The following is a 25,572-nucleotide window of genomic DNA, read 5'->3' as shown; positions in this document are numbered from 1 at the left end:
GCCCACGCTATTAAGTCGTCCATAAGAAAATTTTGGACAACTTGATTGCACAAAATCCCCGAACTCGACTTTTTGGCGCTTGCCGGCCCTCTTCACATGCGATTAAGAGTTTCTTGGAAGCCCCGGCTGCGTGCACCGGCACGATACGATCGGGCACCGTTCAGGGAAGAAACGACATGAGCGAGAAGGTCATCGACGTTCAGGATGCTTGGCGCGAGCGGGCACTGATCGACGACGCCAAGTACAAGGATATGTACACCGCGTCCGTCTCCGATCCCGATGCGTTCTGGGCCGAACACGGCAAGCGCATTGATTGGTCGACGCCCTTCACCAAGGTCAAGAATACCAGCTTCGCTCCGGGTAATATCTCGATCAAGTGGTTCGAGGACGGTAAGACCAACGTCGCCCTGAACTGTATCGATCGGCACCTCGAGACCCGCGGTGATCAGACCGCGATCATCTGGGAAGGCGACGACCCGAACGAGTCCAAGCACATCACCTATCGGCAGCTTCACGCGGAAGTGTGCCGGATGGCCAACGTCCTGCGCAATCGCGGCGTCGGCAAGGGTGACCGCGTCACGCTGTATCTTCCGATGATCCCCGAGGCCGCCTACGCGATGCTGGCCTGCGCCCGTCTCGGCGCCATCCACGCCATCGTTTTTGGCGGCTTCTCGCCGGACTCGTTGGCGAGCCGCATCAATGGCTGCGGCTCGAAGGTCGTCATCACGGCGGATGAGGGTCTGCGCGGCGGTCGCAAGGTGCCGCTCAAGGCCAATGTCGACGAGGCGATCAAGCGGGTCGAGAAGGACCTGGTCGAACACGTCATCGTCGTGCAGCGCACCGGTGGCAACGTCGCCATGGAGCCCGGCCGCGACGTCTACTACCACGAGGCGGCCGAGCAGGTGACGAACGATTGCCCGGCCGAGGCGGTCGATGCCGAGCACCCGCTCTTCATCCTCTACACGTCAGGCTCGACCGGCCAGCCGAAGGGCGTGGTGCACACCACCGGCGGCTATCTCGTCTACGCTTCGATGACCCACCAATACGTGTTCGATTATCACGATGGTGACGTCTACTGGTGCACGGCGGATGTCGGCTGGGTCACGGGCCACAGCTACATCGTCTACGGTCCCCTCGCGAACGGCGCGACCACGCTGATGTTCGAGGGCATCCCGACCTATCCGTCGAACTCCCGCTTCTGGGAGGTGGTCGACAAGCACAACGTCAATATCTTCTACACGGCGCCGACAGCGATCCGCTCGCTGATGGGTGGTGGCGAAGGCCCGGTGAAGAAGACCTCGCGCAAGTCCCTGCGCGTGCTGGGTTCGGTCGGCGAGCCGATCAATCCGGAAGCTTGGGAATGGTACTACAACGTGGTCGGCGAGCAGCGCTGCTCCATCGTCGATACCTGGTGGCAGACCGAGACCGGCGGCATCCTGATCACCCCGCTGCCCGGTGCCACCAAGCTCAAGCCCGGCTCGGCGACCCGTCCATTCTTCGGCGTGCAGCCGGTCATGGTCGACGCCGAGGGCAAGGAGCTTGAGGGCAAGTGCGAGGGCAACCTCTGCATCAAGGATTCCTGGCCCGGCCAGATGCGCACCGTTTACGGTGACCACGAGCGCTTTGAGCAGACCTACTTCTCGACCTACAAGAACCTCTACTTCACCGGCGATGGCGCGCGCCGCGACGACGACGGCTATTACTGGATCACCGGCCGTGTCGACGACGTCATCAACGTGTCCGGCCACCGCATGGGCACGGCCGAGGTCGAATCCTCGCTGGTCGCTCATCCGAAGGTGTCGGAGGCCGCCGTCGTGGGCTACCCGCACAACGTCAAGGGTCAGGGCATCTACGCCTACGTCACCCTCAACGAGGGCCTGGAGGGCGACGACACCCTTCGCAAGGAACTCGTGACCTGGGTGCGCAAGGATATCGGCCCGATCGCCTCGCCGGATCTGATCCAGTTCGCACCGGGCCTGCCCAAGACCCGCTCGGGCAAGATCATGCGCCGCATCCTGCGCAAGATCGCCGAGGACGATTTCGGCTCGCTCGGCGATACCTCGACCCTCGCCGAGCCGGCGGTTGTCGACGACCTGATCGAGAACCGTCAGAACCGCGCCAAGGCCTGAGGCGGGATCCCGGACGAGGCACCTGAGACAAACGTCCTCCTCCCCCTCTCCGGGGAGGAGTTTGAGGTGGGGAGGCAGTGCGACGCCACGCTGCCGAACCCGACCCTTCCGCCCTTCCGAGGAAGGGAACGCGGCGCCGCGCCGCCACTTTCAACCGAAACCATAAAAGCAACCAACCGCCGGCCCGCGCGACGGGGCGGAAACGGATGGGAGGAGATTCCATGAGCGTTGTTCACACGGCAGGTCCGCCCGCGACCTCCGATGCCCGCACCTTGCACGGTGCCGGCGCCCTCGACATGCCCGAGCCCGATCACCGGCTCGACCGGGTGTCGCAGCATCCGATCTTCCAGACGCTGGTCCAGGAACGCAACCGCTACGCCTGGGTGCTGACCGGCCTGATGCTGTTCGTCTATTTCGGCTTCATCGGTCTGATCGCCTTCGACAAGGCTCTGCTCGCCACCAAGGTCGGCGGCACCGCCTCGCTCGGCTTCTACATGGGCATGTTCGTGATCGTCTTCGCGTTCATCCTCACCGGCATCTACGTCGCCCGCGCCAACACCCGTTTCGACCGGCTCTCGGCCGACCTCGCCCGGAGCCTCGCGAAATGATCCGTCTTCTCTCCCTCCTCGCCGCCGGCCTCGCGCTCGGCGCGGCTCCGGCGCTCGCCGCCGGGCCGGATCTGGGCCAGGTCCAGCAATCGGCCACGAACTGGCCGGCCATCGGCATGTTCCTGTTCTTCGTGCTGTTCACGCTCGGCATCACCTATCGAGCCGCGAAGGGCTCGAAATCGGCGGCCGATTTCTATGCCGCGGGCGGCGGCATCTCGGCGGGCACGAATTCTCTGGCGATCGCCGGCGACTACATGTCCGCGGCGTCCTTCCTCGGAATTTCCGGCCTCGTCTACACCTCGGGCTTCGACGGGCTGATCTACTCGACCGGCTTCCTCGTCGGCTGGCCGATCGTGCTGTTCCTCATCGCCGAGCGCCTGCGCAATCTCGGCAAGTTCACCTTCGCGGACGTGGCGAGCTTCCGCCTCGACCAGACCTCGATCCGCATCATCTCGGCGACCGGCACGCTCGTCGTCGTGGCCTTCTACCTGATCGCTCAGATGGTCGGCGCGGGTAAGCTGATCCAGCTCCTGTTCGGTCTGCCCTACCTCTACGCGGTGGTGCTCGTCGGCGCGCTGATGATCATCTACGTTGCCTTCGGTGGCATGAAGGCGACGACCTGGGTGCAGGTCATCAAGGCCTGCCTGCTCCTCGGAGGGGCGACCTTCATGGCCGGCGCCGTGCTCTATCGGTACGGCTTCAGCCCGGAGAAGCTGTTCGCCACGGCGGTGCAGACGCATCCCAAGGGCGATTCCATCATGGCGCCCGGCGGCCTCGTGACGAATCCGATCGACTCGATCTCCCTCGGCGTCGGCCTGATGTTCGGCACCGCCGGCCTACCGCACATCCTGATGCGCTTCTTCACGGTCTCTGACGCTCAGGCCGCCCGCAAGTCGGTGTTCTATGCCACCGGCCTCATCGGCTACTTCTACATCCTCACCTTCATCATCGGCTTCGGCGGCATCGCCCTGCTGATGTCGGATCCGAGCTACTTTAAGCTCGGTGCCGACGGCACGACCTACGACAAGATCAAGGACATGATCGGCGGCACCAACATGGTCGCGGTCAATCTCGCCAATGCCATCGGCGGTCCATACTTCCTCGGCTTCATCTCGGCGGTGGCCTTCGCGACCATCCTCGCGGTGGTGGCGGGCCTGACGCTGGCCGGCGCCTCGGCGATCAGCCACGATCTCTACGCTCAGGTCTTCGCCCGTGGGCGGACGACGGAGAAGGCCGAGGTGAATCTGTCGAAGGCCTCCGCCGTCGGCATCGGTATCGTCGCGATCGTCCTCGGCTACATCTTCGAGAATCAGAACGTCGCCTTCATGGTCGGCCTCGCCTTCTCCGTGGCGGCGAGCTGCAACTTCCCGGTTCTCGCCATGTCGATCCTGTGGCGCGGCACGACGACCTGGGGGGCGCTGATCGGCGGTCTCGTCGGGCTCGTGGCGGCGGTGACCATGGTCGTGCTGTCCGACGCCGTCTGGGTGAAGACCTTCGGTCATCCGGTGGCGCTCTTCCCCTACGCCAATCCGGCCCTGTTCTCGATGCCGCTCGCCTTCGTGACGATCTGGGTGGTTTCGACGATCGACCGGACCCGCCGCGGCAACCGCGAGCGCGCCGCCTTCGACGCCCAGTACGTGCGCTCGGAGACCGGCATCGGCGCCGCGGAAGCGCACGCGCACTGATTGGCGCGCAGGGATCGAACCGAAGAAGGGCCCCGCCTAGCGGCGGGGCCCTTCTTCGTTTGACTGAGGTTCCAGGGGGCCAAGATTTCTTTTGGGCGGGTCACCTGAGGGCACACAGCACATTCGGTGAGTCGTCGTCGCGCGTTCCCAGGAAAGGATCATCTCCTCGGAAGCCCGGATACTCCCTTCGAACGGGCGCTCTCCGCATCGGACTGAAAACGGATCATGGGTCGTCAAAGAACCGGGGCACTAGTGCCGGAAGTGGCGCACCCCGGTGAACACCATCGCGAGACCCGCCTCGTCGGCGGCCCGGATGACGTCCTCGTCGCGCATCGAGCCGCCCGGCTGGATGACCGCCGTGGCACCGGCCTCCGCCGCGGCGAGCAGGCCGTCAGGGAAGGGGAAGAAGGCGTCGGAGGCGACCGCCGAGCCCTTGGCGAGGCTCTCGGCCAAGCCGAGACTTTTGGCGGCTTCGGCCGCCTTGCGGGCGGCGGTGATCGAGGAATCGACCCGGGACATCTGACCGGCGCCGATGCCGACCGTTGCACCGTTCTTCGCGTAGACGATGGCGTTCGACTTGACGTGTTTGGCCACGCGATAGGCGAAGATCATGTCGGCGCGTTCGGCCTCGCTCGGCTGGCGGCGGGTCACGACCTTCAGGGCCATGTCGTCGACGACCGACGCGTCGCGTCCCTGGACGAGGAATCCGCCCGCCACCGTGCGGACGGTCTCGCCGGCCGCACGCGGATCGGGCAGGCCGTCGGCCAGCAGCAGCCGCAGGTTCTTCTTGGCGCCGATGATGGCCTTCGCCTCGTCCGTCGCGTCGGGGGCGATGATGACCTCGGTGAAGATCTCCACGATCCTGCGCGCGGCCTCGGCATCGAGGGGGCGGTTCAGGGCGACGATGCCGCCGAAGGCTGACGTCGGATCGCAGGCCAGCGCCCGCTCGTAGGCCGTGAGGAGATCGGCACCCTCCGCCACGCCGCAGGGATTGGCGTGCTTGATGATCGCCACCGCCGCCGTACGCGCCGGGTCGAACTCGGCGACGCATTCATAGGCCGCGTCGGTATCGTTGAGGTTGTTGTAGGACAGTTCCTTGCCCTGGACTTGGCGCGCGGTGGCGATGCCGGGGCGCAGCGTGCCGGGCAGGCGGTAGAAGGCCGCCGCTTGGTGCGGATTCTCGCCGTAGCGCAGGCTCTGGCCGAGACGACCGCCCAGGGCGCGAAAGGCGGGGGCCTCCTGGGTCGGCACTTCTCCGGCGAGCCAATTGGCGATGGCGGCGTCGTAGGACGCCGTGCGGGAGAAGGCCTTCTGCGCTAAGCGGCGACGGGTTGCGGCGCTGATGCCGCCTTCGCCCGCCCGCAACTCGTCGAGCAGGGCGGAGTAATCGGCCACGTCGACCACCACCGCCACGTCGGCGTGGTTCTTGGCCGCCGCGCGGATCATCGCCGGCCCGCCGACATCGATGTTCTCGACGCAGTCGTCGTAGGCCCGCCCCGCTTTCAGGGTCTCCTCGAACGGGTAGAGATTGACCACGAGCAGGTCGATGGCGCCGATGCCGTGAGCGGCGAGCGCTGCCTGATGCTCGGGATTGTCGCGGACGGCGAGCAGACCGCCATGGACCGCCGGATGCAGGGTCTTCACCCGCCCGTCCATCATCTCGGGGAAGCGCGTCAGCTCGGCGACCTCGGTCACGGTGAGCCCGGCCTCGGACAGCGTCCGGTGGGTGCCGCCCGTCGAGACCAGCTCGACCCCGAGGCCGGCGAGGGCGGTCGCGAATTCGACGAGACCCGTCTTGTCCGAAACGGAGAGGAGGGCGCGGGTCACCCGGATGTGGTCGCGCGGCATCGTGGTCGCCTGTGTCGCAGAGGAAATTTTTCGCGCGGTAGCACGATGTGGGCGGGGCGGCCAGTTGCGCTGCGGCAAGTGCCAACGGGTCCACACCGGTTTGGCCCGAGTTGCCGAGCGTCTCAGAGACGCCCGATCCGCCAGCGCACCCGTGCCTCATCCGTCACCGTCAGGTGGAGCACGATTTGCGCCGTCCGTCGGGCGCCGACCACGCCCGCGAAGTAGACGCTCTCCTCGATCACGAGGTCCGCCCCCTCGGCCGTGAAGAGCCAGGTCTCCCCGGTCGGCAGGGTCAGCGTAATTCCACCCTCCTCTTCCGCGCGGGCATCGACGGCCGAATGCAGGTGGAACCGCACCGCCACGGCACGGGGCCGTCCGCCGTGGCGGCCTTCCCGGAGGAAGGCATCCTCCCCGTCGAGACAGTCCGGATCGGACGCGAGGCGCCAGCGCCGCTCATGGATCACGCCGAAATCGGTGAAATAGCCGTCATGGCGGGCCGCGAGCACCGAGGCCCCCGGCTCGGTCCGCCGCTCGACCGTTACGGGGCCTGGCCCGCCCAACACCACCGGTCCGCGCCGGGCGAGCAGCCAAGCGGTGGCCAAGCGTCCCCCGAAGGGGCCCGACGTCTCACCGAGGAAGCGGCAGGACGAAGCATCGGCCACCGTCGCGGTCGAATGGGCGGCGGTGCTGCGGGCCATGCGGCGCAGTTCGGCCCCGCTCGCCGGCATGCCGCAATTGACGACGATGCGCTGCGCACCGCTCGACAATTCGAAGGAAAGACATCCCGCACAGGCATTGCGTGACTGCGACAGGGGCGGCGGCGCACCGACATCGCAGACGACCACGATGCGGCCCGTCTCCAGCCGGGCGTAGCCCGAATGCGGCCCGTGCATCAGGGGCTCGGTGCCGGCCCCGTCATAGACGAGAAGCGTGGCGAGATGGTCCGCGGCGGTCACGCCCATCCCGTTGAAATGGCTCAGAGAGGCGTCGCCGTGGCGCAGCAGGCGCAGGGCGGGCAGCATCCGGTCGACGGCGCGCAGCAGCGCCTCCGGAGGATCGACGCTGCGGCTGAGGAAGCTCTGGCGCAGGGGAAGCAGGTCGAGGAGCAGCTCCATGGCGAAGCGCGGATCACGGGAGCGATGGCCGCCATCGGGCAGGATCTGCCGGTCGAGCTCGCGCACGAGGATCCGCGTGGCCCGGCGCAGGATCGCCTCGATTCCCTCGCAGCAGAGTCCCGCATAGGTCAGCGCCACCGCCGCCAGCAGCCGAGATTGCGGCGGAGCCGAGCGACGCAGCGAGATCTCCAGATCCCGCGCGCCGCGCCCGACAGTCTTGAGGAAGGCTTGGTAGAAGGCGTGATCGGCCCCCTCCAGCACGAGGGGGGATTGGCACAGGAAGGAGATCAGCCGTCGCGCGGCCACCGGCACCGGACTGGCGCGGGCGGCATCGCCCCGGCCGCTCATGAAATCCGAGACGAAGGCCCGGGCATTGGCGCGGGCGAGCGCGGTGTCGGCGGCGCGCAGGTGGCGCAGCCAGCCGAAGCCGTAGAGCGCGTCCGCCCATTCGGGGGAGGGAGGATCGTAGTCGAAGGGCGAGCGCCCGCTCACCACCAAGGATCGGCCGGCGAAGACGAACAAGCCCGCATAGATGTCGTCCGCTAGCGAGGCGTCGCTCGTGCGCAGATCGTGAGGGGCGATGACGAGACCGGTCACTCGGGCGCGCGGGAGGATCTCCGGCCGCGCGGTGAGGCGCCCGAACCGGTTTCGGGTGGCGCGCCGGATTTCCTGCCCGACCAAGCGATAGAGCTGCAAGCGATGGGGCCGTCTGGCCAAGCCGTCCCCTCCCGACCGCTGTCGCGGGCTGCCGATCCCTATGCGCGGCGCGCGGCCGAGCTTAGGGCGACCCTCTTAACCGGTCGTTAAGCCTGTGTCGCGCCGCTGTGAGGGCGCTCGCTTTTCCGCTTGTTGGTAACCACGACCGCAGCGACCGAGAGCGAGACGAGGCTCGTTTCCGTCCCGCGCGGCGCATCTTCGATGCAGCGGAGGCTCAGCGCGTCGGCCCCGTCTCGACCGGGCGCTGCTGGTCCGAGCCCCATTCCGACCACGAGCCGTCATAGAGGGCGCGGGGCGGTCGACCCAAGGTCTCGAGGGCGAGCGAGACGATCGCGGCGGTCACGCCCGAGCCGCAGGTTGTGATGACCGGCCGGTCGAGATCGACGCCCGCCTCGGCCATGGCGGCGCGCAGGGACGTCTCGTCCCGGAGCCGGCCGTTGGCCTGCAGGGCTGCGTAGTGGAGGTTCTTCGCACCCGGCATATGACCGGGGCGGACGCCGGGGCGGGGCTCGGCCTCCTCACCGCGGAAGCGGGGACCGGAGCGGGCATCGACGAGTTGCGCGCCCCCATCCGCCAGCGCCCGGGCCACGTCGTCCGCATCGGCGACGGCGCTCCCGTCCAACCGGGCGGTGAAATGGCGCCGATCGCGCGGGCGACCTTCCCCCTCTTCCGTCGGGTATCCCGCCGCCAGCCAAGCGGGCAAACCGCCTTCGAGGAGCACCACGTCGCGCATGCCGTAGGTGCGCAGCATCCATCGGACCCGCGGCGCCGAGAACAGGCCCATGCCGTCATAGACGACGACCTGGGCTCCGTCGCCGACGCCGAGCGCCCGCATTTTCGACGCGAAGACTTCGGGCCGCGCCAGCATATGGGGCAGGGGGGATTCGGTATCGCTCATCGCATCGAGATCGAAGCGGATCGCGCCGGGGATATGGGCTGCGCGGTATTCCGCCTCGGCGTCACGGCCCTGGGCCGGCAGATACCAAGAGGCGTCGAGCACCACGATATCGGGCGCGCTGAGGTGCTGGTAAAGCCAGTCCGGCGTGACGAAGGGCGATGTCGCCATGATGTCCTCGCTTGCGCACGAGCCCGCGGATATGCCTCACCCGCTCCGTCATCGCCTGGGGATGCGGCGGCGTTGCGGGCGCTTTAAGAGGCACGCGACATCACCACATCCGGCATCGGCGCGCATTCGGCAAGGCCGGCATGAGGTTTCCCGCCGCGTCACGGCGCCCGTTCGGGCGTTTCCCGCGGCCCCGTCATTCCGAGGATCGAAGTTCGCGTGCGAGAGACCTACCACATCGAGGTGCTCGGCCCCGAGGAAGACGGGGCGCCGGGCGGCGTCCAGCAGCGGATGACGGTGCGAACCGACACGCCGGACGGCGCGGCCGAGCGCGCCCGCCGCCTCTTCGCGCGGGCGCGGGTGCCGCAGCGCTCGGGCCCGGCGGCGGAGGCGGTGCGGGTCCTCGACGGCGCGGGTACGGAAGTCTTCCGCATGAGCCGTTACGACGAGGGCTAGCCTCCGCCCGCATTGACTTCGCACCCGCAGCATCGCATATCGCGTCTGCAGCGTCAGCGGCTCCGAGCCGCTTGAGGGGGCTGCGTGACGGTTCGCGCCGCTTGAAGGTGCGCCCCGGCCCCTCTCTTCAACGTGCATGCACCCCGGATCGCCCCATCACGCGGGCAATCCCTCGCACCATCGGACCCGATACCTCGTCCGCGCGCATCGCCGGGTTGCGGGTTCCGCTGCATTGAGAAGTACCGACTTGACCCAATTCACTGATTTCGGCCTCGCCCAGCCCGTTCTTCGGGCTCTCGCGGAGGCCGGCTACACGGCGCCGACGCCGATCCAGGCACAGGCCATCCCGCCGGCCATGGAAGGCCGCGACCTGTGCGGCATCGCCCAGACCGGCACCGGCAAGACCGCGGCCTTCGCGCTGCCGATCCTGCATCGCCTCTCGCTCTCGACCCGGCGGGCCCCGCGGCGCGGCTGCCGCGTGCTCGTGCTCTCGCCGACCCGTGAGCTCGCCAGCCAGATCGCCGAGTCGTTCTCGGATTACGGCCGGCATCTGCCCTACACCAACACCGTCGTGTTCGGCGGCGTGAATATCGGCCGCCAGGAGCGGGCGGTGGCGCCGGGCGTCGACATCCTCGTCGCGACGCCGGGCCGGCTGATCGACCTTGTCGACCGCCGAGCGCTGACGCTGGAGGGCGTCGAGATCCTCGTCCTCGACGAGGCGGACCAGATGCTCGATCTCGGCTTCATCCATGCGCTGAAGCGCATCGTGAAGATGCTGCCGCGGGAGCGTCAGAGCCTGTTCTTCTCGGCCACCATGCCGAAGAACATCGCCGGACTCGCCGATCAGTACCTGTCGAGCCCGGTGCAGGTCGCCGTCACGCCGGTCGCGACGACGGCCGAGCGCGTCGAGCAGCAGGTCATCTTCTGTCACACCGGCGCCAAGCAGGCGCTGCTGGGCCACATCCTGCGCGATCCCAAGATCGAGCGCGTGCTGGTCTTCACCCGTACCAAGCACGGCGCCGACCGTGTCGTGCGCGGCCTCGACAAGGTCGGGATCGCGGGCGCGGCGATCCACGGCAACAAGAGTCAGCCCCAGCGCGAGCGGGCGCTCGCCGCCTTCCGTGACGGCTCATGCCGGGTGCTGGTGGCGACCGACATCGCCGCCCGCGGCATCGACGTCGAGGGCGTGACGCATGTGGTGAACTACGATCTGCCGAACGTGCCGGAATCCTACGTCCATCGCATCGGCCGCACCGCGCGCGCCGGGGCGGAAGGTCTCGCCATCTCGTTCTGCAACGACGAGGAGCGCGCCTATCTGCGCGATATCGAGCGGATCACCCGTCAGAAGGTGCCGGTCGTCGGCTTCCCCGAGGGGTTCGTTCCGCCGTCCCGTCAGGAGGCCGCCGAGACCGCTGCGGCGGAGGAGCGGCGTCCGCCGCGTCAGCCCCAGGGCCGTCCCGGCCAGCGTCAGGGCCACGGTCGCCCCGGCGGCGGTCGCGGCCAGGAGGCCCGTGGCGGTGGCCGTCCCGGCGGTCAGCCCGGTCGCGACCAGCGGGCCGAGCCGCGCCAGGACGGACGCGGCGGCCAGCCTCACCGCGGCAACCAGCCCCGCCCCGAGCGGATCGCGGAAGGCGGCCAGCGGCGGCCCGACGGGCGTCCCGGCAACCGCCAGGGTCAGCAGCGTCCGGCCCGTCCGGGCGGCGGCGAGGGTGGACGGTCCATCGGTTGGCTCGACCGCTCGCCGCGCTCGTAACCTTCCCGTGATCTTGCCCTAGATCTCACCGGGCCGGGGCATCGCTCCGGCCCGACGTTTTTGGAGGTCTCGATGCGGTTCGAACTCTACCGGGATGCCGCCGGCGAGTGGCGCTGGCGCCTGCGGGTGCAGAATGGCAACGTCATCGCCGATTCCGGCGAAGGGTATGTGCGCCGCGAAGATTGCGAGCACGCGATCGCGCTGGTGAAACGTAGCGGTGAGGCCTCCACCGTCGATATGACGACGAAGATCGCCTGAACGAATCGGTGGAAAAGTCCCGGCGAGACGAAACCGTCCGGCTTCCTGTGACGTTCCAGCCCGCGCGGGTGACGCAGAGAGATGCGCCCACTCGCGCCTGTCGCAGAGGGAACGTCGACTTGATCAGGACATTGTTGCTCGCCGCGCTGATGGCGCTCGGCCTCGCTGTCGCCGCCCCGCAGGGCGCATCCGCCGCACCGGTCGGCCCCTCGGCCGCCCTGCTCGCCGAAACCGCGCCGGCCACGGTCGAGAAGGCGCAGTACTACTACCGCCGTCGCGGTTGGGGTCCGCGCCCCTATTACGGCCGCCGCTTCTACGGACCGCGCCCGTTCTACCGCCGTCCTTACTACGGCCGCCGCTTCTATGGCCCGCGCCGTTTCTACGGCCCGCGCCGGTTCTACTACTAAGATCTGACAGCCCCGTGCCGTCGAGAACCCGGAGCCGTGCGGCTCCGGGTTTTTTCGTGACACGTGCTCTGCATCATGATGCCGTTTCAACTGGTCTCCCTATAGTTCCGAGCCGTTTCGCGGTAGGATCCTGCCGATGTGAGACGGGCCGCGTCAGTCGGGCCGCTCCGGAGGAAGCCCGATGAACGATCTCGTGGCGCGTCTGCGGCGCGCCGAGGCGCAGCCTCGCGCGTGGTCCTGGCAAGACATTCCCCTCGAAGTGCTGATGTGCGCCGCTGCGATCTTCCTGGCGGCCGGTCTGAGGCTTGCGGGGCTCACTCCGTGACGTCCCGGCGCTGGACGACCCCTAGTGCGACCGCGAAGGGCGTGCTTGGCTTACGTTTGAGCGACGGCAGCGGTGAGCGGACTGGCGCGGGGGAGGGGAGCGATGACGCAAGCGAGCGAGGCGACCGAGGAGCAGCCCACAGGTGATCTGACGGTGCGCACCATCGCGATGCCCGCCGACACCAACGCCAACGGCGATATTTTCGGCGGATGGGTGCTGTCGCAGATGGATCAGGCGGGCGGGATCGCCGGCGTCGAGCGGGCCCAGGGTCGGGTCGTCACCGTCGCCGTCGAGGCTATGACGTTCATCCGACCGGTTCGCGTGGGCGACGTGCTCTGCGTCTACACGCGGGTCGACAAGGTCGGACGCACCTCGATGAAGATCCATCTCGAAGCCTGGGCGCGTCGGTTCCGGACGCAGCTGCGCGAGAAGGTCACCGAGGCGACCTTCACTTTCGTGGCGATCGACGATGAGGGCCGCCCGCGACCGATCCCCTTGGAGGGCTAGGCTGCGTTTGGCGCCGGGCCTTCGAGCGGGCTAGAACAGGCATCCGTTTCGAGACACATCCGAAGAGCCCGCATGTCCGCCACGCCCCGCGCCGCGATCATTCCGGTGACGCCGTTCCAGCAGAACTGCACCCTGATCTGGGACGACGCGACCAAGGTCGGCGCCGTCGTCGATCCCGGCGGCGATCTCGACCGGATCGAAGCCGCGATCCGCGGACAAGGTGTGACGGTCGAGAAGATCCTGCTGACCCACGGCCATATCGACCATGCCGGAGGCGCCGCGGAGCTGAAGGAGCGTCTTGGCGTGCCGGTCGAGGGGCCGCACGAGGCCGACCGCTTCCTGCTCGATTCATTGCCCGACACCGGGGCGAATTACGGGATCGACGGCGCCCGCGCCATCACGCCCGACCGCTGGCTGAACGAGGGCGACAGCGTGACCGTCGGCGGCCTGACCTTCGACATTCTGCATGCCCCCGGCCACTCGCCCGGCAGCGTCGTATTCGTCAGCCGCGATGCGCGCTTCGCCCTGGTGGGCGACGTTGTGTTCCAGGGTTCCGTTGGGCGCACCGATCTGCCTGGTGGTAATCACGAGCAACTGATTAAAGCGATCAAGGACAAAATCCTCCCGCTCGGCGACGACGTCGCTTTCATTCCGGGACACGGGCCGACCGGTACGCTCGGCCAGGAGCGTCTGACGAACCCGTTCCTGCAGGGTTGAGGGAGGATGTTGGCCCGCTCGCCCTTCCGGCGACGGGCCTCTGCGATCCTAACTGACGCTTAACGGAAAAGGGGCAGAAAAGTCGGGTGCAACGCCACCAATGCGGCGCAAAAAACGATGCAAAATCAGGGGGGAACGCCTATATGAATCCGGCACGGACATAGCAGGCACGCCCGGCCCGGCCGGGTTTGAAAATAGGCTCACGAGCCGCCTGCCCGAGGAATTTGATGGCTGACTCCCCGAATACCGATCACGCCGACAGCTACGGCGCGGAATCGATCCGCGTGCTCAAGGGCCTGGACGCCGTCCGCAAGCGGCCCGGCATGTATATCGGCGATACCGACGACGGCTCCGGCCTTCACCACATGATCTACGAGGTGGTGGACAACGCCATCGACGAGGCGCTCGCGGGCCACGCGGACCTCGTGACCGTCACGCTCAATGCCGACGGCTCCGTGACCGTTTCGGATAACGGGCGCGGCATCCCCACCGACATCCACAAGGAAGAGGGGGTCTCGGCGGCCGAGGTCATCATGACCCAGCTGCATGCGGGCGGTAAGTTCGACCAGAATTCCTACAAGGTCTCGGGCGGCCTGCACGGCGTCGGCGTTTCCGTCGTCAACGCGCTCTCGGTCAGCCTCAAGCTTCGGATCTGGCGATCCGGCAAGGAGCACCGCATGGAGTTCCGCCACGGCGACGCGGTGGCGCCGTTGGAGGTGGTGGGCCCGGCGGGTGATCGGCGCGGCACCGAGGTGACGTTCACGCCCTCGCCCGAAACCTTCACCATGGTCGAGTTCGACTATCCGACCCTCGAGAAGCGGCTTCGGGAACTCGCCTTTCTGAATTCCGGCGTCCGCATCGTCCTCACCGACGCGCGCCACGCCGAGCACAAGCGCGAGGAGCTCTGCTACGAGGGCGGCGTCGAGGCGTTCGTGCGCTATCTCGACCGCTCCCGCAAATCCGTCGAGGGCATGGCCAAACCCGTCACCGTGCTCGGCGAGCGCGACGGCATCCGCGTCGAGGTGGCGTTCTGGTGGAACGACTCGTTCAACGAGACGGTGCTGCCCTTCACCAACAACATCCCGCAGCGCGACGGCGGCACCCACATGGCGGGGTTCCGTGCGGCGCTCACGCGCCAGATTACCGGTTACGCCGAATCGTCGGGCATCGCCAAGAAGGAGAAGGTCTCGCTCACCGGCGACGATTGCCGCGAGGGCCTGACCGCGGTCATCTCCGTGCAAGTGCCGGATCCGAAATTCTCGTCGCAGACCAAGGACAAGCTCGTCTCCTCCGAGGTGCGTCCGGCGGTCGAGAACATCCTGAATGAGGGCCTCTCGACTTGGCTTGAGGAGAACCCGTCCCAAGCCCGCTCGGTGATGGCCAAGGTGGTGCTGGCGGCCGCGGCCCGCGAGGCTGCCCGTAAGGCGCGCGAGACCATCACCCGTAAGGGCGCGCTCGACATCGCCTCGCTGCCGGGCAAGCTGGCGGATTGTCAGGAGCGCGATCCGACCAAGTGCGAATTGCTTCTGGTGGAGGGCGATTCCGCCGGCGGCTCGGCCAAGCAGGGGCGCGATCGGACCTTCCAGGCAGTCCTCCCGCTGCGCGGCAAGATCCTGAACGTCGAGCGTGTGCGCGCCGACCGGATGCTGTCCTCGGCCGAGATCGGCACGCTGATCACTGCGCTGGGCGCCGGCATCGGCCGCTCATCGACCGACCGTGAAGGCTTCAACCCAGACAAGCTGCGCTATCATCGCATCATCATCATGACCGATGCGGACGTGGACGGTTCGCACATCCGGACGCTGCTGCTGACGTTCTTCTTCCGCCAGATGCCGGAACTGATCGAGCGCGGCCACCTCTACATCGCCCAACCGCCGCTCTACAAAGCCGAGCGCAGCCGCAAGGTTCTCTACCTCAAGGACGAGCGGGCGCTCGAAGATTACCTGATGGATCAGGGCGTCGAAGGCGCCGTGCTGCGGCTCGCCTCCGGCACCGAGTTCGGCGGGGCGCAGCTCAAGACCCTGGTCGAGGAGGCCCGCTCCTTCCGCGGAATCCTGCACGGGCTCCACACCCGCTACGATCGTGCCGTGGTGGAGCAGGCGGTCCTGGCCGGCGCCTTCGATCGTGAGGCGGCGGAGAATCCCGGCGAAGCGGAGGTCCTGGCCGACCGCACCGTGAAGCGCCTCGACGCCATCGCCGACGAGATCGAGAAGGGTTGGACCGGGGAGGCATCGGAGGGGGGCTACGTCTTCAGCCGGACTTTGCGCAGCGTCAAACAGGTCGCCGCTCTCGATGCCTCACTCATCGCGTCCCAGGAGGCGCGCCGTTTCGCCGAGCGGGCCGAGGCGCTTCGGGAGATCTACGCCGAGCCGGTGACGCTCGCCCGCAAGGGTGACGAGACGGTGCTGCACGGTCCCGTCGGCCTGTTCGAGGCCGTGATGGCCTTCGGCCGCAAGGGCCTTCAACTCCAGCGCTACAAGGGCCTCGGCGAGATGACGGCCCAGCAGCTCTGGGAAACGACGCTCGACCGCGACGTGCGCTCGCTTCTGCAGGTGAAGGTCAAGGACACGACCGACGCCGACGATCTGTTCGTGAAGCTGATGGGCGACGTGGTCGAGCCGCGGCGCGAGTTCATCCAGGAGAACGCCCTGAGCGTCGCCAATCTCGACGTCTGATCGAGGATGCGGCGGCGCGCGACAGCCGCGCCGTCATCGCGAGGCGGAGCCGACGCCATCAAGGGCTCCGCAGCTTACGGTGAAGTCAGGACCGTTCTTGGGGCGAGCCGCCCTTGTCGGCCGAGTTCCGCTCGGATTCGTTTTGGCTCTGCCTCGCTTGGACGGCCTTGGGTAGAGGCCGAGGCCGTCCGCTCCTTCAGGCTCGCGCCGATGCCAATCCGTTCGGGAGACCTTCGAAGGATTCCGTCAGGAAGGCACGAGCCCGGCTGACCCGGCTCTTGACCGTGCCGACTTGGCAGCCGAGACGCTCGGCCGCTTCCTCGTAGGTGAAGCCTTCGGCTCCGACGAGCAGCAAGGCCTGACGCTGCGGAAGGGGCAGGGTTCCGATCAGATTCATCACCATCCGCAGGCCGGCGGCATGTTCCTGATCGGCCTGTGTGGTCAGCGTACCGGCATGGGTGCCGTCGGCGTCCTCGACCTCACGGCGGCCCTTGCGAACCTCCGTGTAGAACTGGTTGCGCAGGATCGTGAACAGCCACGCGGTGAAGTTGGTGCCCGGCGTGAATCGCTCCCGGTTGGCCCAGGCCTTGACCATCGTCTCCTGAACGAGATCGTCGGCGCGGCTCGGATTGGCCGTCAGCGAGATCGCGAAGGTACGCAGCATCGGCAGGGCCTTCACGAGATCGTCGCGGAAGACCGTCTCCATCCGCCCGCCATGGGCGGCCAGGGCGATCTCGACGCGAGCCATCAGCTCACCGAGTCGACCGGGGAGGGGGGCCTGCGCGGCGACGGCGAAGTAGTCGCGCAGCGCCATTGCCAGATGGCCGGGTACGGCCTTCGTGGCATCCTGTCGATCTGCCGCGAGCAGATCTTCGCCCTCGGCGTGCGTCGGTCGGTCAGTCATCCTGGCTTTGGCCTCGACTACGGCTTAGCTTGCTAGAAGAATTCCAAGTTCGATACCAATCAAAAAATGAACTGATGCTAAACGAAGCCGTAACGGTACAGATACTTATCCCTCCTGCTCGTCGCCGGCACCTGCGCAGCTTCGCGGTATATCGGGCAAATTCGCGGCCGAGCTTACTGTTGACGCTCCAAGCGGAGCGGTAATCCCTGCTGTCCGAGGAGGGTCGATGTCAGCCAGCGCTCCCAAGGCGGGCGGAGCCCGCCGTCGATCGGCATGTCCGCGAATGCGGTTGGGCGTTCGATGAATCGGATTGGGCTCTCCGCCTGACAACGCAACGGCTCTGCACCGGACACCGATCATTCGCGATGGATCATCTGCCGGGTAAGCCGTCGAGCAAAGCGAGCCGCCCGTGTCAGGCGGTCCGCTGAGCGATCAGAAAGAGCCGGGGGAAGGCGAGGAGGACGCGTCCGTCGTTCCGCGTCGGATAGGCCTCACCCAGGGCCTGCTCATAGCTGGTGAGGAAGCCGGCGCGATGCTCGGCCGAGAGCGGCGTCAGGAACGGGCGGAGGCCGGTTCCCTGGAGCCAAGCGACGATGGCGCCCGCACCGGCGAGGGGATGGAAATAGGTCGTGCGCCAGAGATCGACGGTGCTGCACCCGGCCCCGCGCAGCAGGTCGTCATAGGCGTCGACCGCGAGGATCGGGGTGCGCGCGGCTGCCGGATCGCCGATCGATGCGGCCCATGGACCGTTCGCGGCGACCTCCCGCATCAGCCGATGCGAAGGCTCGTCGAGATTGTCCGGCATCTGCAGGGCCAAGTAGCCGCCGGGGCGCAGCTGCCGGACCAGACGCGGCAGCAGCGTCGCGTGATCCGGTAGCCATTGCAGGACGGCGTTGGCAAAGATCAGATCGGGCGGAGCCTCGGCGTGAAAATCCCGGATGTCCGCCGCGACGAAGCGCAATCCGGGAAGGTCGCGGCGCGCCTGTGCCAGCATATCGGGCGCGCTGTCGACGCCAACGATATCGGCTTTGGGAAAGCGCTGCGCCAGGAGCGCCGTACTGTTCCCCGGCCCACAACCGAGATCGATCACCCGCTCCGCCGTACCGAGGGGCACGTGAGCGAGGAGATCCGCCGCGGGTCGGGTGCGTTCCTGGGCGAAGCGAAGATACTGGGCCGCGTTCCAGTCCGACATGCTCGCCTCCGAAGCAGGCGCGGTGTGTCGTGACAGATTACACGGTGGACGGGCGAACGCAGCCACTTGGCGGAGCGGCACGGTCTTGTCAGCCTCCAACGCGATTGCAGCCGGATACGACCGGGAGAGAGAACATGCTTGAGGAATTCAAGAAATTCGCCTTGCGCGGCAACGTGGTCGATCTCGCCGTCGGCGTCATCATCGGCGCAGCCTTCGGCGCCATCGTGAATTCGTTGGTGCAGGACGTGATCATGCCGATCATCGGCGCGGTGACGGGCGGCCTCGATTTCTCGAACTACTACATCCCGCTCTCGTCGAAGGTGCAATCGGGAATGGCCTATGCCGACGCCAAGAAAGTCGGCGCGGTGATTGGCTACGGACAGTTCCTCACACTCGCCGTCAACTTCACGATCGTGGCCTTCGTGCTGTTCATGGTGATTCGCGCGATGAACGCGCTGAAGTCACGGGAAGAGGCGAAGCCCGAACCGGTCGCGGAGCTGCCCGCGGACGTGAAGCTCTTGGGAGAAATTCGCGATCTCCTGGCCGAGCGCCGGTCGACCCCCTGAGGGGCGGAGAACAGAGGCTATTCCGGCCGGCGTGGCTTGTCTTCGGGAAGGGCCACGCCGAACGCATCGAGGATGCGCTCAAGAGCCTGCTCGACGGCTTCGGTGCCTTCCTCGTGAGTCTTGAGACGCGTCTCAAGGCGCTTGATCTGCGGTTCGAACTTCACCGGCACTTCGGGTTCGTCGCCGAGGAAGCGCGGGCCAGGCGTTTCGACCGTATAGACGGTGCGCAATTCATGTCCGAGATGATCGCGAACGGATTCCGGTAGCGGGGCCGCATCGGATCTCTCGTCGGGGGCGCTCATCGTCTGTCCTGCTAGGGTTTGGCCGACCTTGCACCTGTCAACGGACGAAAACGGATAAGCGTTGCGTGCTCATGGGACCGAGCTTCGTCTGAAGATCGGCTTCGATGATGGGACGAAGAAGCCGATTATCTCGGCGCAAAAGAAAACGGCCCCGGCGCAGGAGCGCCGGGGCCGGTCAGCGGCGCTGCCTCTCGGCAGCGCGCTTGAGACGTCTTACTCGATGACTTCGATGATGCGGTGACGGCCGTCGACCAGCACCGGACGGTCGTTGACGACGGTGTAGCGGGTGCCGCGGGCCACGCTGTACTCGCCGGGGACGTCGTAATAGGTCACGCCCGAGTTCGGCAGCACGGTGCCAACAGCGACGCGGCCATCGTAATCGTAGGAGCGGACGTTGCGCTCACGAACGTAGGAGCGGAAGCGCGGACGATCCTCGACACCGAGAATGCCGCCGATCGTGCCAGTGGCCGCGCCGACCGCGCCGCCGACGATCGCGCCGACCGGGCCGGCCGCATCCGCACCGTCCTGCGCACCGCGCTCGGCGCCGCGCAGCGTGCCCTGGGCCTGAGCAGCCATCGGCAGCGCGAGAGCAAAAGCCGAAACGGCCAGAAGGGTCTTGATCTTCATTCCTGCATCTCCGTCCTAGTGACGTCCGCCGCCTGTCGTCTGCAGCGAAGCATGGCCGGACAACGCCGCACCCGGCGATTGGGATGCATGAAAAATCGAGAAAGACTGAGATTATCCCCTGCTGCGCGATTTCGGGGCAGTTCTTTCAAGGACTCTCGGCGGCAGAACGAAAACTGTTTGTATCACGCCGACGATGGTCGCGAGCCTCATAGGCTGGTCGAGGATTCATGGCCGTTCGTCCGTGCCAGGAACGTCTTCATCCGCTCCAAAGCCCGTGTGATATTCTCGGGCGAGTTGGCGTAGGACAGGCGGAGATAACCCTCTCCGTACACGCCGAAATCGGGTCCACCGATCACCGCGACCCCCGCCTCCTCCAGAAGGGCCGTGGCCAGCGTCTTGGCTCGCCAACCGGTCTCAGTGATGTTCGGGAAGGCGTAGAATGCGCCCTTCGGCGTGATGCATGAAACGTTCGGCAGCGCGTTCAACCCCTCGACCACGAGGCTGCGACGCCGGTTGAATTCGGCGACCATCGCGGCGACGCAGTCCTGCGGTCCGTCCAGCGCCGCGATCCCGGCCCATTGCGTGGCAGCGTTCACGCAGGAATGCGAATTGACCGCGAGCTTGCGCGCCGCATCGTAGAAGGGCTTGGGCCAAACCGACCAGCCGAGCCGCCAGCCGGTCATCGCATAGGTCTTCGAGGCGCCGTCGAGATAGATCAGCCGATCGCGGATTCCTTCGTAGGCCAGCAGCGAATGATGGGCCTGCCCGTCATAGGTCATGGTGCCGTAGATCTCGTCGGACAGAACGGCGATGTCCGGATAAGCGGCCAGTCCCTCGACCAGGGCGTCGATCTCGGCTTTCGGCGTGACGCCGCCGGTCGGATTGGCCGGTGAATTCACGATGAGAAGACGCGTGCGCTCCGTGACGAGCGAGAGGGTTTCCTCGGCGGAGAACGCGAATCCGTTCTCTTCCCGGATCGGCACGGGCACCGGAGTCGCCCCCGTGAACGCGATCATGGATCGGTAGATCGGGAATCCGGGATCGGGATAGAGGATCTCAACGCCGGGCGCGCCGAACATCAGGATCGCCATGAACATGGTGACCTTGCCGCCCGGTACGATCATCACCGAATCCGGTGAGACCTCGACGCGGTGGCGGCGCTGGATGTCGCGCGCGACTGCCTCGCGCAGGGGCGTGATGCCGATGGCCGGCGTGTAGCCGTGATGCCCGTCGCGCAGCGCCTTGATGCCCGCCTCGACGATATGGGGCGGTGTCGGCATATCCGGCTGGCCAATGCCGAGATTGACGATGTCATGGCCCTGCTCGGCCAGTGCGCTGGCGCGAGCCAGAACGGCGAAGGCGTTCTCCTCGCCGATCCGTTCGAAGGAGGGAACGACCTGCGGCATGGCCTCTCTCCTTCACCCATTGACCCGCGCAGCGCCTCATCCGGAGCGGCGCGGAGACGATGCTCAGGCGTTCGAGCGATCGGCCAGCTTGCTCGCGGCGAAGGACATCGCGCCACCGACCACGAACAGGATCGCGAAGGTCTTCACCGCGTCCTTGAACAGCAGGGGCTCGATGCCGGTATCCGTGAACAGCACGGCGAGCACCGCGCCGATCGGCAGGAGCAGGAGAGCCGAGAGCGGCACCAGCGGGTTCATTCCACAACACTCACGTTGGCGGGCCGCGCAGCGACCCGGATCGAAACAGATTGCGTGATGGTCTTTAGCACCCCCTCTCCGGCCAAGGAAACTCCCGCCAAGCCGGATTTCGTCGACGAGCGGAAAGGCCGCGCCGGAACGAGGCTGCGGCGGACCCACGACGACGCCGTCAGGCCGGAATGCGCACCTGCGCCCGGAGGCCTCCGAGCGGACCGTCATGCAGCGTGACCTCGCCGCCATGGGCCCGCGCGATATCGCGGGCGATGGCGAGGCCGAGCCCCGATCCGCCCGCATCCTGACGCGCATCGTCGAGGCGCACGAACGGCTTGAACACCTCCTCGCGGCTCTCCACCGGGATGCCCGGGCCGTCATCGTCGATGCAGACGAGGAACGAACGGTGCTCGCGCTTGCCCGAGATCGCCACCGCCTCGCCGTAGCGCGCGGCGTTGGCCGCGAGGTTGAACAGGCAGCGTCGCATGGCGTCCGGCCGGACGGTGACGAGGGGGCTGCCCTCCAGTTCGACGGCGTCGACATGGGCGCCGAGGCGCTCCACATCGCTGCGCAGATCCTCCAGCATCACCCGCATGTCGGTGACGCCCGCTGTCTCCGCGAGATCGCCCCGGGCGAAGGCGAGGTAGCCTTCGAGCATGCGGCTCATCTCGTCCACGTCCCGGCGCAGATCCTCGACCTCCGGGGTCTGCTCCACCAGTTCGAGCGAGAGCTTGAAGCGGGTGATGATCGTGCGCAGGTCGTGGGACACGCCGTTGAGCATCGTCGTGCGCTGCTCCATCGCCCGCTCGATGCGCCGCTTCATCTCGATGAAGGCATGACCGGCCTGGCGCACCTCGCGTGCGCCTCGGGGCTTGAATTCGATCTCACGGCCCTTGCCGAAGCCCTCGGCCACCGCGGAGAGCCGGAGAATCGGCTTGATCTGGTTGCGCAGAAACAGGATCGCGACGCCGAGCAGCACCAGCGACGAGCCGATCATCCACAGCAGGAAGATGTGCGAGTTCGACGCGTAGGCCTGGCTACGCCGGGCGACGATCCGCATCACCCCGTCGGGGATCGCGACCCGGATCTCGATCAGATTCGAGCGCCCGACCGTATCGATCCAGTAAGGCCGCTTGATCTGGCGCTTGATCTCGTCCGAGAGGGCCTCGTCGAGAATGGAGAAGAACGGCCGCGGGCCGGGCGTCGGAAGCTTGGCGTCTTTCAAGATATCGAGGTCGAGGTTCAGCCGCTCACCCGCGATGCGGGTGATGGTCTCGGCGTTCCGATCCTGGGGATAAGTCTCGTAGATGTCGATGAGGGCGGCGATGTCGGCGGTGACCGAGGCTGAGAGACGGCGCGTCACGAGCTGCCAATGCCGCTCCATGAAGGTGTAGGCGATCACCGACTGGAGCAGGACGACGGGGGCGATGATGATGATGAGCGAGCGGGCGTAGAGACCTTTGGGCAGGACGTCCCCGATCCGCCGCCCGAGGCGACGCCACGCCCGGTAGACCGGGCCCCAGGCACCGCCGAGCGCGCCCGGCCGGTGGGCTGGGGCCGGAAGAGGATCGACGGGCCCCGCCACGGGCGGCTTCAATCGACGACGAGGCGGTAGCCGACGCCGCGCACCGTTTGGAGGAAGCTTGGATTGGCCGGGTCCGGCTCGATCTTGCGGCGCAGCCGGTTGATCTGAACGTCGAGGGTGCGCTCGGCGGCAAAGCCGCCATTGCCCGCGAGCGTCTCGCGATCGACGTTGCCGCCGCGGGCCTGGGACAGGATCGTCAGGATCTCGCGCTCGCGCTCGGCGATCCGCACGGTCTCGGAATCGCGCTTCAGCTCGCCGCGGTCGGGGCGGAAGGTGAAGGGGCCGAAGCTCACCGCACCCTCGCCCTCCGGGCGCGGCTCGGGCGCCGCGGCATGGCGGCGGATGATGTTGTTGAGCCGCAGGATCAGTTCGCGCGGCTCGAACGGCTTGGGCAGATAATCGTCGGCGCCGATCTCCAGGCCGGTCACCCGGTCATTGGGATTGGAACGCGCCGTCAGCATCAGGATCGGCACCCGCGAGGTCTCGCGGACGGAGCGCGCATAGTCGAAGCCGCTCTCGCCGGGCATCATCACGTCGAGGACGAGGGCGTCGAATACGAAGCATTGCGCCCGCGTCCGCGCCTCCGCCGCGCTCGCGGCAGCTGTGACGCGAAATCCCTGCTCGGACAGGAAGCGAGCGAGCAATTCGCGCAGGCGCCGGTCGTCATCGACGATCAGGATATGGGGGGCGTGATCGGGAAGCTCCGCCCGGGCTTTCGCAGCCGTCCCCTCGACGGGTGCGACCGACATCAGGCCCGCATCCCGGCGCGGCGCGCCATGAGGCGACGCACGGCGGGGCGGTCGCCCGGCTCGATCATCGCGAGCAGGAAGCCCTGGGCGGAGGCGATCCGGGCCTCCCGGCCGTTCCTACCTTCGGCCTCCGCCGGCTCCTCGATGGCGCGGGCGACGCGGCGCACCTGGACCCGGGTCAGATCGGCGGTGAGGCTGCGCCCCGTCGGCGTGCAGAACAACAGGCGCTGGCGCCGGTCGCTGGTGCCGGTGCGCTGCTCGACATAGCCTTGATCGATCAGGTCCTTGAGCACGCGGTTCAGGCTCTGCTTGGTGATCCGCAGGATGTCGAGCAGTTCGGCGATGGTGAGGCCCGGATAGCGATCGACGAAATGAAGTACCCGGTGATGGGCCCGCCCGAAACCGTATTCGGCCAGTATCCGATCGGGATCACCGACGAAATCGCGATAGGCGAAGAACAGGAGCTCGATCAAATCATCGCTGTCGCGGGCAGGTGCTGCCTCAATACGCATCTCCGCCTCGCGTACGGTTTCTGTGCCTCTCGTCATCACGCGGGTCACGTCGTCGAAGCCTTCCGTCGGAGCGCGGGGCGGACGGCCCGGGCCAGATAAGTCAGTGTTGTTGACATATCTCAGCCTCGTTGCTACCCGTCAACCCGCCCGGCACCCGTCACCCCCGCCGTATTCCTGCGGTCGTGCGCCGGTCCCAGCCTTGAATCATGCGACCTCGCGGCCCGCGCGCGGCCGCGCAGAGGAATGTTTCAGCGATGTCCGTCATCCCGTTCGACGAGCGCGAGGGCACGATCTGGTTCGATGGCGCCATGGTGCCGTGGCGCGAGGCGAAGATCCATGTGCTGAGTCACGGCCTTCATTACGGATCGGCGGTGTTCGAGGGCGAACGGGCCTATGGCGGGCGTATCTTCAAGAGCCGCGAGCATTCCGAGCGCCTGCGCCGCTCGGCTCAGCTTCTCGATTTCGAGATTCCCTACTCGGTCGATCAGATCGAGGCGGCCAAGGCCCAAGTGCTCGCCACGTCCGGCCTGCAGGACGCCTATCTTCGCCCCGTGGCATGGCGCGGCTCCGAAATGATGGGTGTGGCCGCGCAGAAGAACACGATCCATCTCGCCATCGCGGCCTGGGAATGGCCGAGCTATTTCGATCCGGCGACCAAGATGAAGGGCATTCGCCTCGATCTCGCCGATTACCGGCGGCCCGATCCCCGCACCGCGCCCTCGACCTCGAAGGCGGCGGGTCTCTACATGATCTGCACGATCTCGAAGCATCGGGCCGAGAACAAGGGCTATGCCGACGCGCTGATGCTCGACTGGGAGGACAACGTCGCCGAATGCACCGGCGCCAACGTGTTCTTCGTTCAGGACGGCGCGATCCACACGCCCCAGGCCGATCGCTTCCTGAATGGCATCACCCGCCAGACCGTGATCGAACTCGCCAAGCGCCGCGGCATCCGCGTGATCGAGCGCCGCATCCGGCCCGATGAGATGACCGGCTTCACCGAGTGCTTCATCACCGGCTCGGCGGCGGAGGTGACTCCCGTTTCCGAGATCGGCCCTTACCGCTTCACGCCGGCCGAGCTGACCAAGACGCTGATGGACGATTACAGCGCCGAGGTGCAGCCCCGCGCAGCGGCCGCCTGATGATCCTGTGGAGGGCGCACGATGCTGCGCCCTCCCGCCGGAACCCTGCTCGAAGCCCTGCGTTTCCCCGACAGTCCC

General features: G+C 67.1%; 25 protein-coding genes. 13 read left to right on the top strand and 12 right to left on the bottom strand.

Going from position 1 to position 25,572, the window contains the following annotated elements:
• Positions 1–176 precede the first annotated feature (176 nt).
• The 3 genes from acs (at position 177) to OWC43_RS22975 (ending at position 4,422) form a co-directional block, all read left to right on the top strand.
• On the top strand, positions 177–2,129 hold the full coding sequence (gene acs, locus OWC43_RS22985) for an acetate--CoA ligase (RefSeq protein ID WP_393958447.1): 1,953 nt from the start codon (positions 177–179) through the stop codon (positions 2,127–2,129).
• 221 nt (positions 2,130–2,350) lie between these two features.
• Positions 2,351–2,737, top strand: a complete 387-nt coding sequence (locus OWC43_RS22980) for a DUF485 domain-containing protein (RefSeq protein WP_137828535.1) — start codon at positions 2,351–2,353, stop codon at positions 2,735–2,737.
• Positions 2,734–4,422, top strand: a complete 1,689-nt coding sequence (locus tag OWC43_RS22975) for a cation acetate symporter (RefSeq protein ID WP_137828536.1) — start codon at positions 2,734–2,736, stop codon at positions 4,420–4,422. Before OWC43_RS22980 ends, OWC43_RS22975 begins: the two co-directional genes overlap by 4 nt.
• 249 nt (positions 4,423–4,671) lie before the next feature.
• Here the strand turns inward: OWC43_RS22975 and purH are convergent, their stop codons facing one another.
• From purH to sseA, 3 genes are all read right to left on the bottom strand, one after another.
• The gene (gene purH / locus OWC43_RS22970) at positions 4,672–6,270 is read right to left on the bottom strand and encodes a bifunctional phosphoribosylaminoimidazolecarboxamide formyltransferase/IMP cyclohydrolase (protein WP_393958446.1); all 1,599 of its coding nucleotides are present in this window, start codon (positions 6,268–6,270) and stop codon (positions 4,672–4,674) included.
• A 122-nt stretch (positions 6,271–6,392) separates the two neighbouring features.
• Positions 6,393–8,102, bottom strand: a complete 1,710-nt coding sequence (locus OWC43_RS22965; RefSeq protein WP_393958445.1) for a heparinase II/III family protein — start codon at positions 8,100–8,102, stop codon at positions 6,393–6,395.
• A gap of 214 nt (positions 8,103–8,316) precedes the next feature.
• Positions 8,317–9,168, bottom strand: coding sequence for a 3-mercaptopyruvate sulfurtransferase (gene sseA / locus OWC43_RS22960; protein ID WP_393958444.1), 852 nt, complete (start codon positions 9,166–9,168; stop codon positions 8,317–8,319).
• 216 nt (positions 9,169–9,384) lie between these two features.
• Here sseA and OWC43_RS22955 point away from each other — a divergent pair, with 216 nt between their 5' ends.
• The 8 genes from OWC43_RS22955 to gyrB all read left to right on the top strand — a co-directional run bounded on the left by OWC43_RS22955 (position 9,385) and on the right by gyrB (position 16,263).
• Complete coding sequence (locus tag OWC43_RS22955) at positions 9,385–9,621, top strand: hypothetical protein (RefSeq protein ID WP_137828540.1); 237 nt, start codon at positions 9,385–9,387, stop codon at positions 9,619–9,621.
• Between the two features lie 247 nt (positions 9,622–9,868).
• Complete coding sequence (locus OWC43_RS22950) at positions 9,869–11,374, top strand: DEAD/DEAH box helicase (RefSeq protein ID WP_137828541.1); 1,506 nt, start codon at positions 9,869–9,871, stop codon at positions 11,372–11,374.
• Positions 11,375–11,446: 72 nt separating this feature from the next.
• Entirely contained in the window at positions 11,447–11,632 is a 186-nt protein-coding gene (locus tag OWC43_RS22945) for a DUF1508 domain-containing protein (RefSeq protein ID WP_137828542.1), read from the top strand.
• Between the two features lie 119 nt (positions 11,633–11,751).
• The gene (locus tag OWC43_RS22940) at positions 11,752–12,039 is read left to right on the top strand and encodes a hypothetical protein (protein ID WP_137828543.1); all 288 of its coding nucleotides are present in this window, start codon (positions 11,752–11,754) and stop codon (positions 12,037–12,039) included.
• A 181-nt stretch (positions 12,040–12,220) separates the two neighbouring features.
• Positions 12,221–12,364 carry a hypothetical protein gene (locus OWC43_RS22935; RefSeq protein ID WP_393958443.1) on the top strand — a complete coding sequence of 48 codons (144 nt, stop codon included), beginning with the start codon at positions 12,221–12,223 and terminating at the stop codon, positions 12,362–12,364.
• A 102-nt stretch (positions 12,365–12,466) separates the two neighbouring features.
• The gene (locus OWC43_RS22930; protein WP_137828544.1) at positions 12,467–12,871 is read left to right on the top strand and encodes an acyl-CoA thioesterase; all 405 of its coding nucleotides are present in this window, start codon (positions 12,467–12,469) and stop codon (positions 12,869–12,871) included.
• 72 nt (positions 12,872–12,943) lie between these two features.
• Positions 12,944–13,588: an MBL fold metallo-hydrolase gene (locus OWC43_RS22925; RefSeq protein ID WP_393958442.1), complete on the top strand. Its 645-nt coding sequence runs from the start codon at positions 12,944–12,946 to the stop codon at positions 13,586–13,588.
• Positions 13,589–13,815: 227 nt separating this feature from the next.
• Complete coding sequence (gene gyrB, locus OWC43_RS22920) at positions 13,816–16,263, top strand: DNA topoisomerase (ATP-hydrolyzing) subunit B (protein ID WP_393958441.1); 2,448 nt, start codon at positions 13,816–13,818, stop codon at positions 16,261–16,263.
• A 196-nt stretch (positions 16,264–16,459) separates the two neighbouring features.
• On the opposite strand, the gene OWC43_RS22915 is transcribed toward gyrB, so the two are convergent.
• Positions 16,460–17,167, bottom strand: coding sequence for a sigma-70 family RNA polymerase sigma factor (locus tag OWC43_RS22915; RefSeq protein ID WP_137828547.1), 708 nt, complete (start codon positions 17,165–17,167; stop codon positions 16,460–16,462).
• Between the two features lie 412 nt (positions 17,168–17,579).
• On the bottom strand, positions 17,580–18,359 hold the full coding sequence (gene tam / locus OWC43_RS22910; protein ID WP_393958440.1) for a trans-aconitate 2-methyltransferase: 780 nt from the start codon (positions 18,357–18,359) through the stop codon (positions 17,580–17,582).
• A 134-nt stretch (positions 18,360–18,493) separates the two neighbouring features.
• Between tam and mscL the strand changes: the two genes are divergently transcribed.
• On the top strand, positions 18,494–18,925 hold the full coding sequence (gene mscL, locus OWC43_RS22905; RefSeq protein WP_393958439.1) for a large conductance mechanosensitive channel protein MscL: 432 nt from the start codon (positions 18,494–18,496) through the stop codon (positions 18,923–18,925).
• A 17-nt stretch (positions 18,926–18,942) separates the two neighbouring features.
• On the opposite strand, the gene OWC43_RS22900 is transcribed toward mscL, so the two are convergent.
• The 7 genes from OWC43_RS22900 to OWC43_RS22870 form a co-directional block, all read right to left on the bottom strand.
• Positions 18,943–19,227, bottom strand: coding sequence for a hypothetical protein (locus tag OWC43_RS22900; protein WP_137828550.1), 285 nt, complete (start codon positions 19,225–19,227; stop codon positions 18,943–18,945).
• Between the two features lie 213 nt (positions 19,228–19,440).
• Positions 19,441–19,854, bottom strand: coding sequence for a DUF1236 domain-containing protein (locus OWC43_RS22895; protein WP_137828551.1), 414 nt, complete (start codon positions 19,852–19,854; stop codon positions 19,441–19,443).
• A gap of 206 nt (positions 19,855–20,060) precedes the next feature.
• Entirely contained in the window at positions 20,061–21,260 is a 1,200-nt protein-coding gene (locus OWC43_RS22890) for a pyridoxal phosphate-dependent aminotransferase (protein ID WP_393958438.1), read from the bottom strand.
• A 63-nt stretch (positions 21,261–21,323) separates the two neighbouring features.
• Positions 21,324–21,515 (bottom strand): hypothetical protein, encoded by a 192-nt coding sequence (locus tag OWC43_RS22885; RefSeq protein ID WP_137828553.1) that lies wholly within the window; start codon positions 21,513–21,515, stop codon positions 21,324–21,326.
• A 169-nt stretch (positions 21,516–21,684) separates the two neighbouring features.
• A complete protein-coding gene (locus tag OWC43_RS22880; RefSeq protein ID WP_393958437.1) occupies positions 21,685–23,091 on the bottom strand; it encodes an ATP-binding protein in 1,407 nt (468 codons plus the stop codon).
• Positions 23,092–23,099: 8 nt separating this feature from the next.
• Positions 23,100–23,840 carry a response regulator gene (locus OWC43_RS22875; protein ID WP_393958436.1) on the bottom strand — a complete coding sequence of 247 codons (741 nt, stop codon included), beginning with the start codon at positions 23,838–23,840 and terminating at the stop codon, positions 23,100–23,102.
• On the bottom strand, positions 23,840–24,352 hold the full coding sequence (locus OWC43_RS22870; protein WP_238307465.1) for a MarR family winged helix-turn-helix transcriptional regulator: 513 nt from the start codon (positions 24,350–24,352) through the stop codon (positions 23,840–23,842). Before OWC43_RS22870 ends, OWC43_RS22875 begins: the two co-directional genes overlap by 1 nt.
• Before the next feature lie 254 nt (positions 24,353–24,606).
• On the opposite strand from OWC43_RS22870, the gene OWC43_RS22865 reads away from it, so the two are divergent.
• Positions 24,607–25,494 carry a branched-chain amino acid aminotransferase gene (locus OWC43_RS22865; protein ID WP_393958435.1) on the top strand — a complete coding sequence of 296 codons (888 nt, stop codon included), beginning with the start codon at positions 24,607–24,609 and terminating at the stop codon, positions 25,492–25,494.
• The last annotated feature ends 78 nt before the right edge of the window (positions 25,495–25,572 follow it).

It is taken from the genome of Methylorubrum sp. POS3 (assembly GCF_043352485.1).
Lineage (GTDB): Bacteria > Pseudomonadota > Alphaproteobacteria > Rhizobiales > Beijerinckiaceae > Methylobacterium > Methylobacterium suomiense.
The sequence above is the reverse complement of the archived record's forward strand: the minus strand, read 5'-3'. Positions and strand labels throughout refer to the sequence as shown.

Excerpts from the sequence above, each read along its gene's own strand:
- acs (WP_393958447.1), top strand. The coding sequence starts at position 177 with ATGAGCGAGAAGGTCATCGACGTTCAGGATGCTTGGCGCGAGCGGGCA.
- OWC43_RS22980 (WP_137828535.1), top strand. The coding sequence starts at position 2,351 with ATGAGCGTTGTTCACACGGCAGGTCCGCCCGCGACCTCCGATGCCCGC.
- OWC43_RS22975 (WP_137828536.1), top strand. The coding sequence starts at position 2,734 with ATGATCCGTCTTCTCTCCCTCCTCGCCGCCGGCCTCGCGCTCGGCGCG.
- purH (WP_393958446.1), bottom strand. The coding sequence starts at position 6,270 with ATGCCGCGCGACCACATCCGGGTGACCCGCGCCCTCCTCTCCGTTTCG.
- sseA (WP_393958444.1), bottom strand. The coding sequence starts at position 9,168 with ATGGCGACATCGCCCTTCGTCACGCCGGACTGGCTTTACCAGCACCTC.
- OWC43_RS22945 (WP_137828542.1), top strand. The coding sequence starts at position 11,447 with ATGCGGTTCGAACTCTACCGGGATGCCGCCGGCGAGTGGCGCTGGCGC.
- OWC43_RS22935 (WP_393958443.1), top strand. The coding sequence starts at position 12,221 with ATGAACGATCTCGTGGCGCGTCTGCGGCGCGCCGAGGCGCAGCCTCGC.
- OWC43_RS22930 (WP_137828544.1), top strand. The coding sequence starts at position 12,467 with ATGACGCAAGCGAGCGAGGCGACCGAGGAGCAGCCCACAGGTGATCTG.
- OWC43_RS22925 (WP_393958442.1), top strand. The coding sequence starts at position 12,944 with ATGTCCGCCACGCCCCGCGCCGCGATCATTCCGGTGACGCCGTTCCAG.
- gyrB (WP_393958441.1), top strand. The coding sequence starts at position 13,816 with ATGGCTGACTCCCCGAATACCGATCACGCCGACAGCTACGGCGCGGAA.
- OWC43_RS22915 (WP_137828547.1), bottom strand. The coding sequence starts at position 17,167 with ATGACTGACCGACCGACGCACGCCGAGGGCGAAGATCTGCTCGCGGCA.
- tam (WP_393958440.1), bottom strand. The coding sequence starts at position 18,359 with ATGTCGGACTGGAACGCGGCCCAGTATCTTCGCTTCGCCCAGGAACGC.
- mscL (WP_393958439.1), top strand. The coding sequence starts at position 18,494 with ATGCTTGAGGAATTCAAGAAATTCGCCTTGCGCGGCAACGTGGTCGAT.
- OWC43_RS22900 (WP_137828550.1), bottom strand. The coding sequence starts at position 19,227 with ATGAGCGCCCCCGACGAGAGATCCGATGCGGCCCCGCTACCGGAATCC.
- OWC43_RS22895 (WP_137828551.1), bottom strand. The coding sequence starts at position 19,854 with ATGAAGATCAAGACCCTTCTGGCCGTTTCGGCTTTTGCTCTCGCGCTG.
- OWC43_RS22890 (WP_393958438.1), bottom strand. The coding sequence starts at position 21,260 with ATGCCGCAGGTCGTTCCCTCCTTCGAACGGATCGGCGAGGAGAACGCC.
- OWC43_RS22885 (WP_137828553.1), bottom strand. The coding sequence starts at position 21,515 with ATGAACCCGCTGGTGCCGCTCTCGGCTCTCCTGCTCCTGCCGATCGGC.
- OWC43_RS22875 (WP_393958436.1), bottom strand. The coding sequence starts at position 23,840 with ATGTCGGTCGCACCCGTCGAGGGGACGGCTGCGAAAGCCCGGGCGGAG.
- OWC43_RS22870 (WP_238307465.1), bottom strand. The coding sequence starts at position 24,352 with ATGCGTATTGAGGCAGCACCTGCCCGCGACAGCGATGATTTGATCGAG.
- OWC43_RS22865 (WP_393958435.1), top strand. The coding sequence starts at position 24,607 with ATGTCCGTCATCCCGTTCGACGAGCGCGAGGGCACGATCTGGTTCGAT.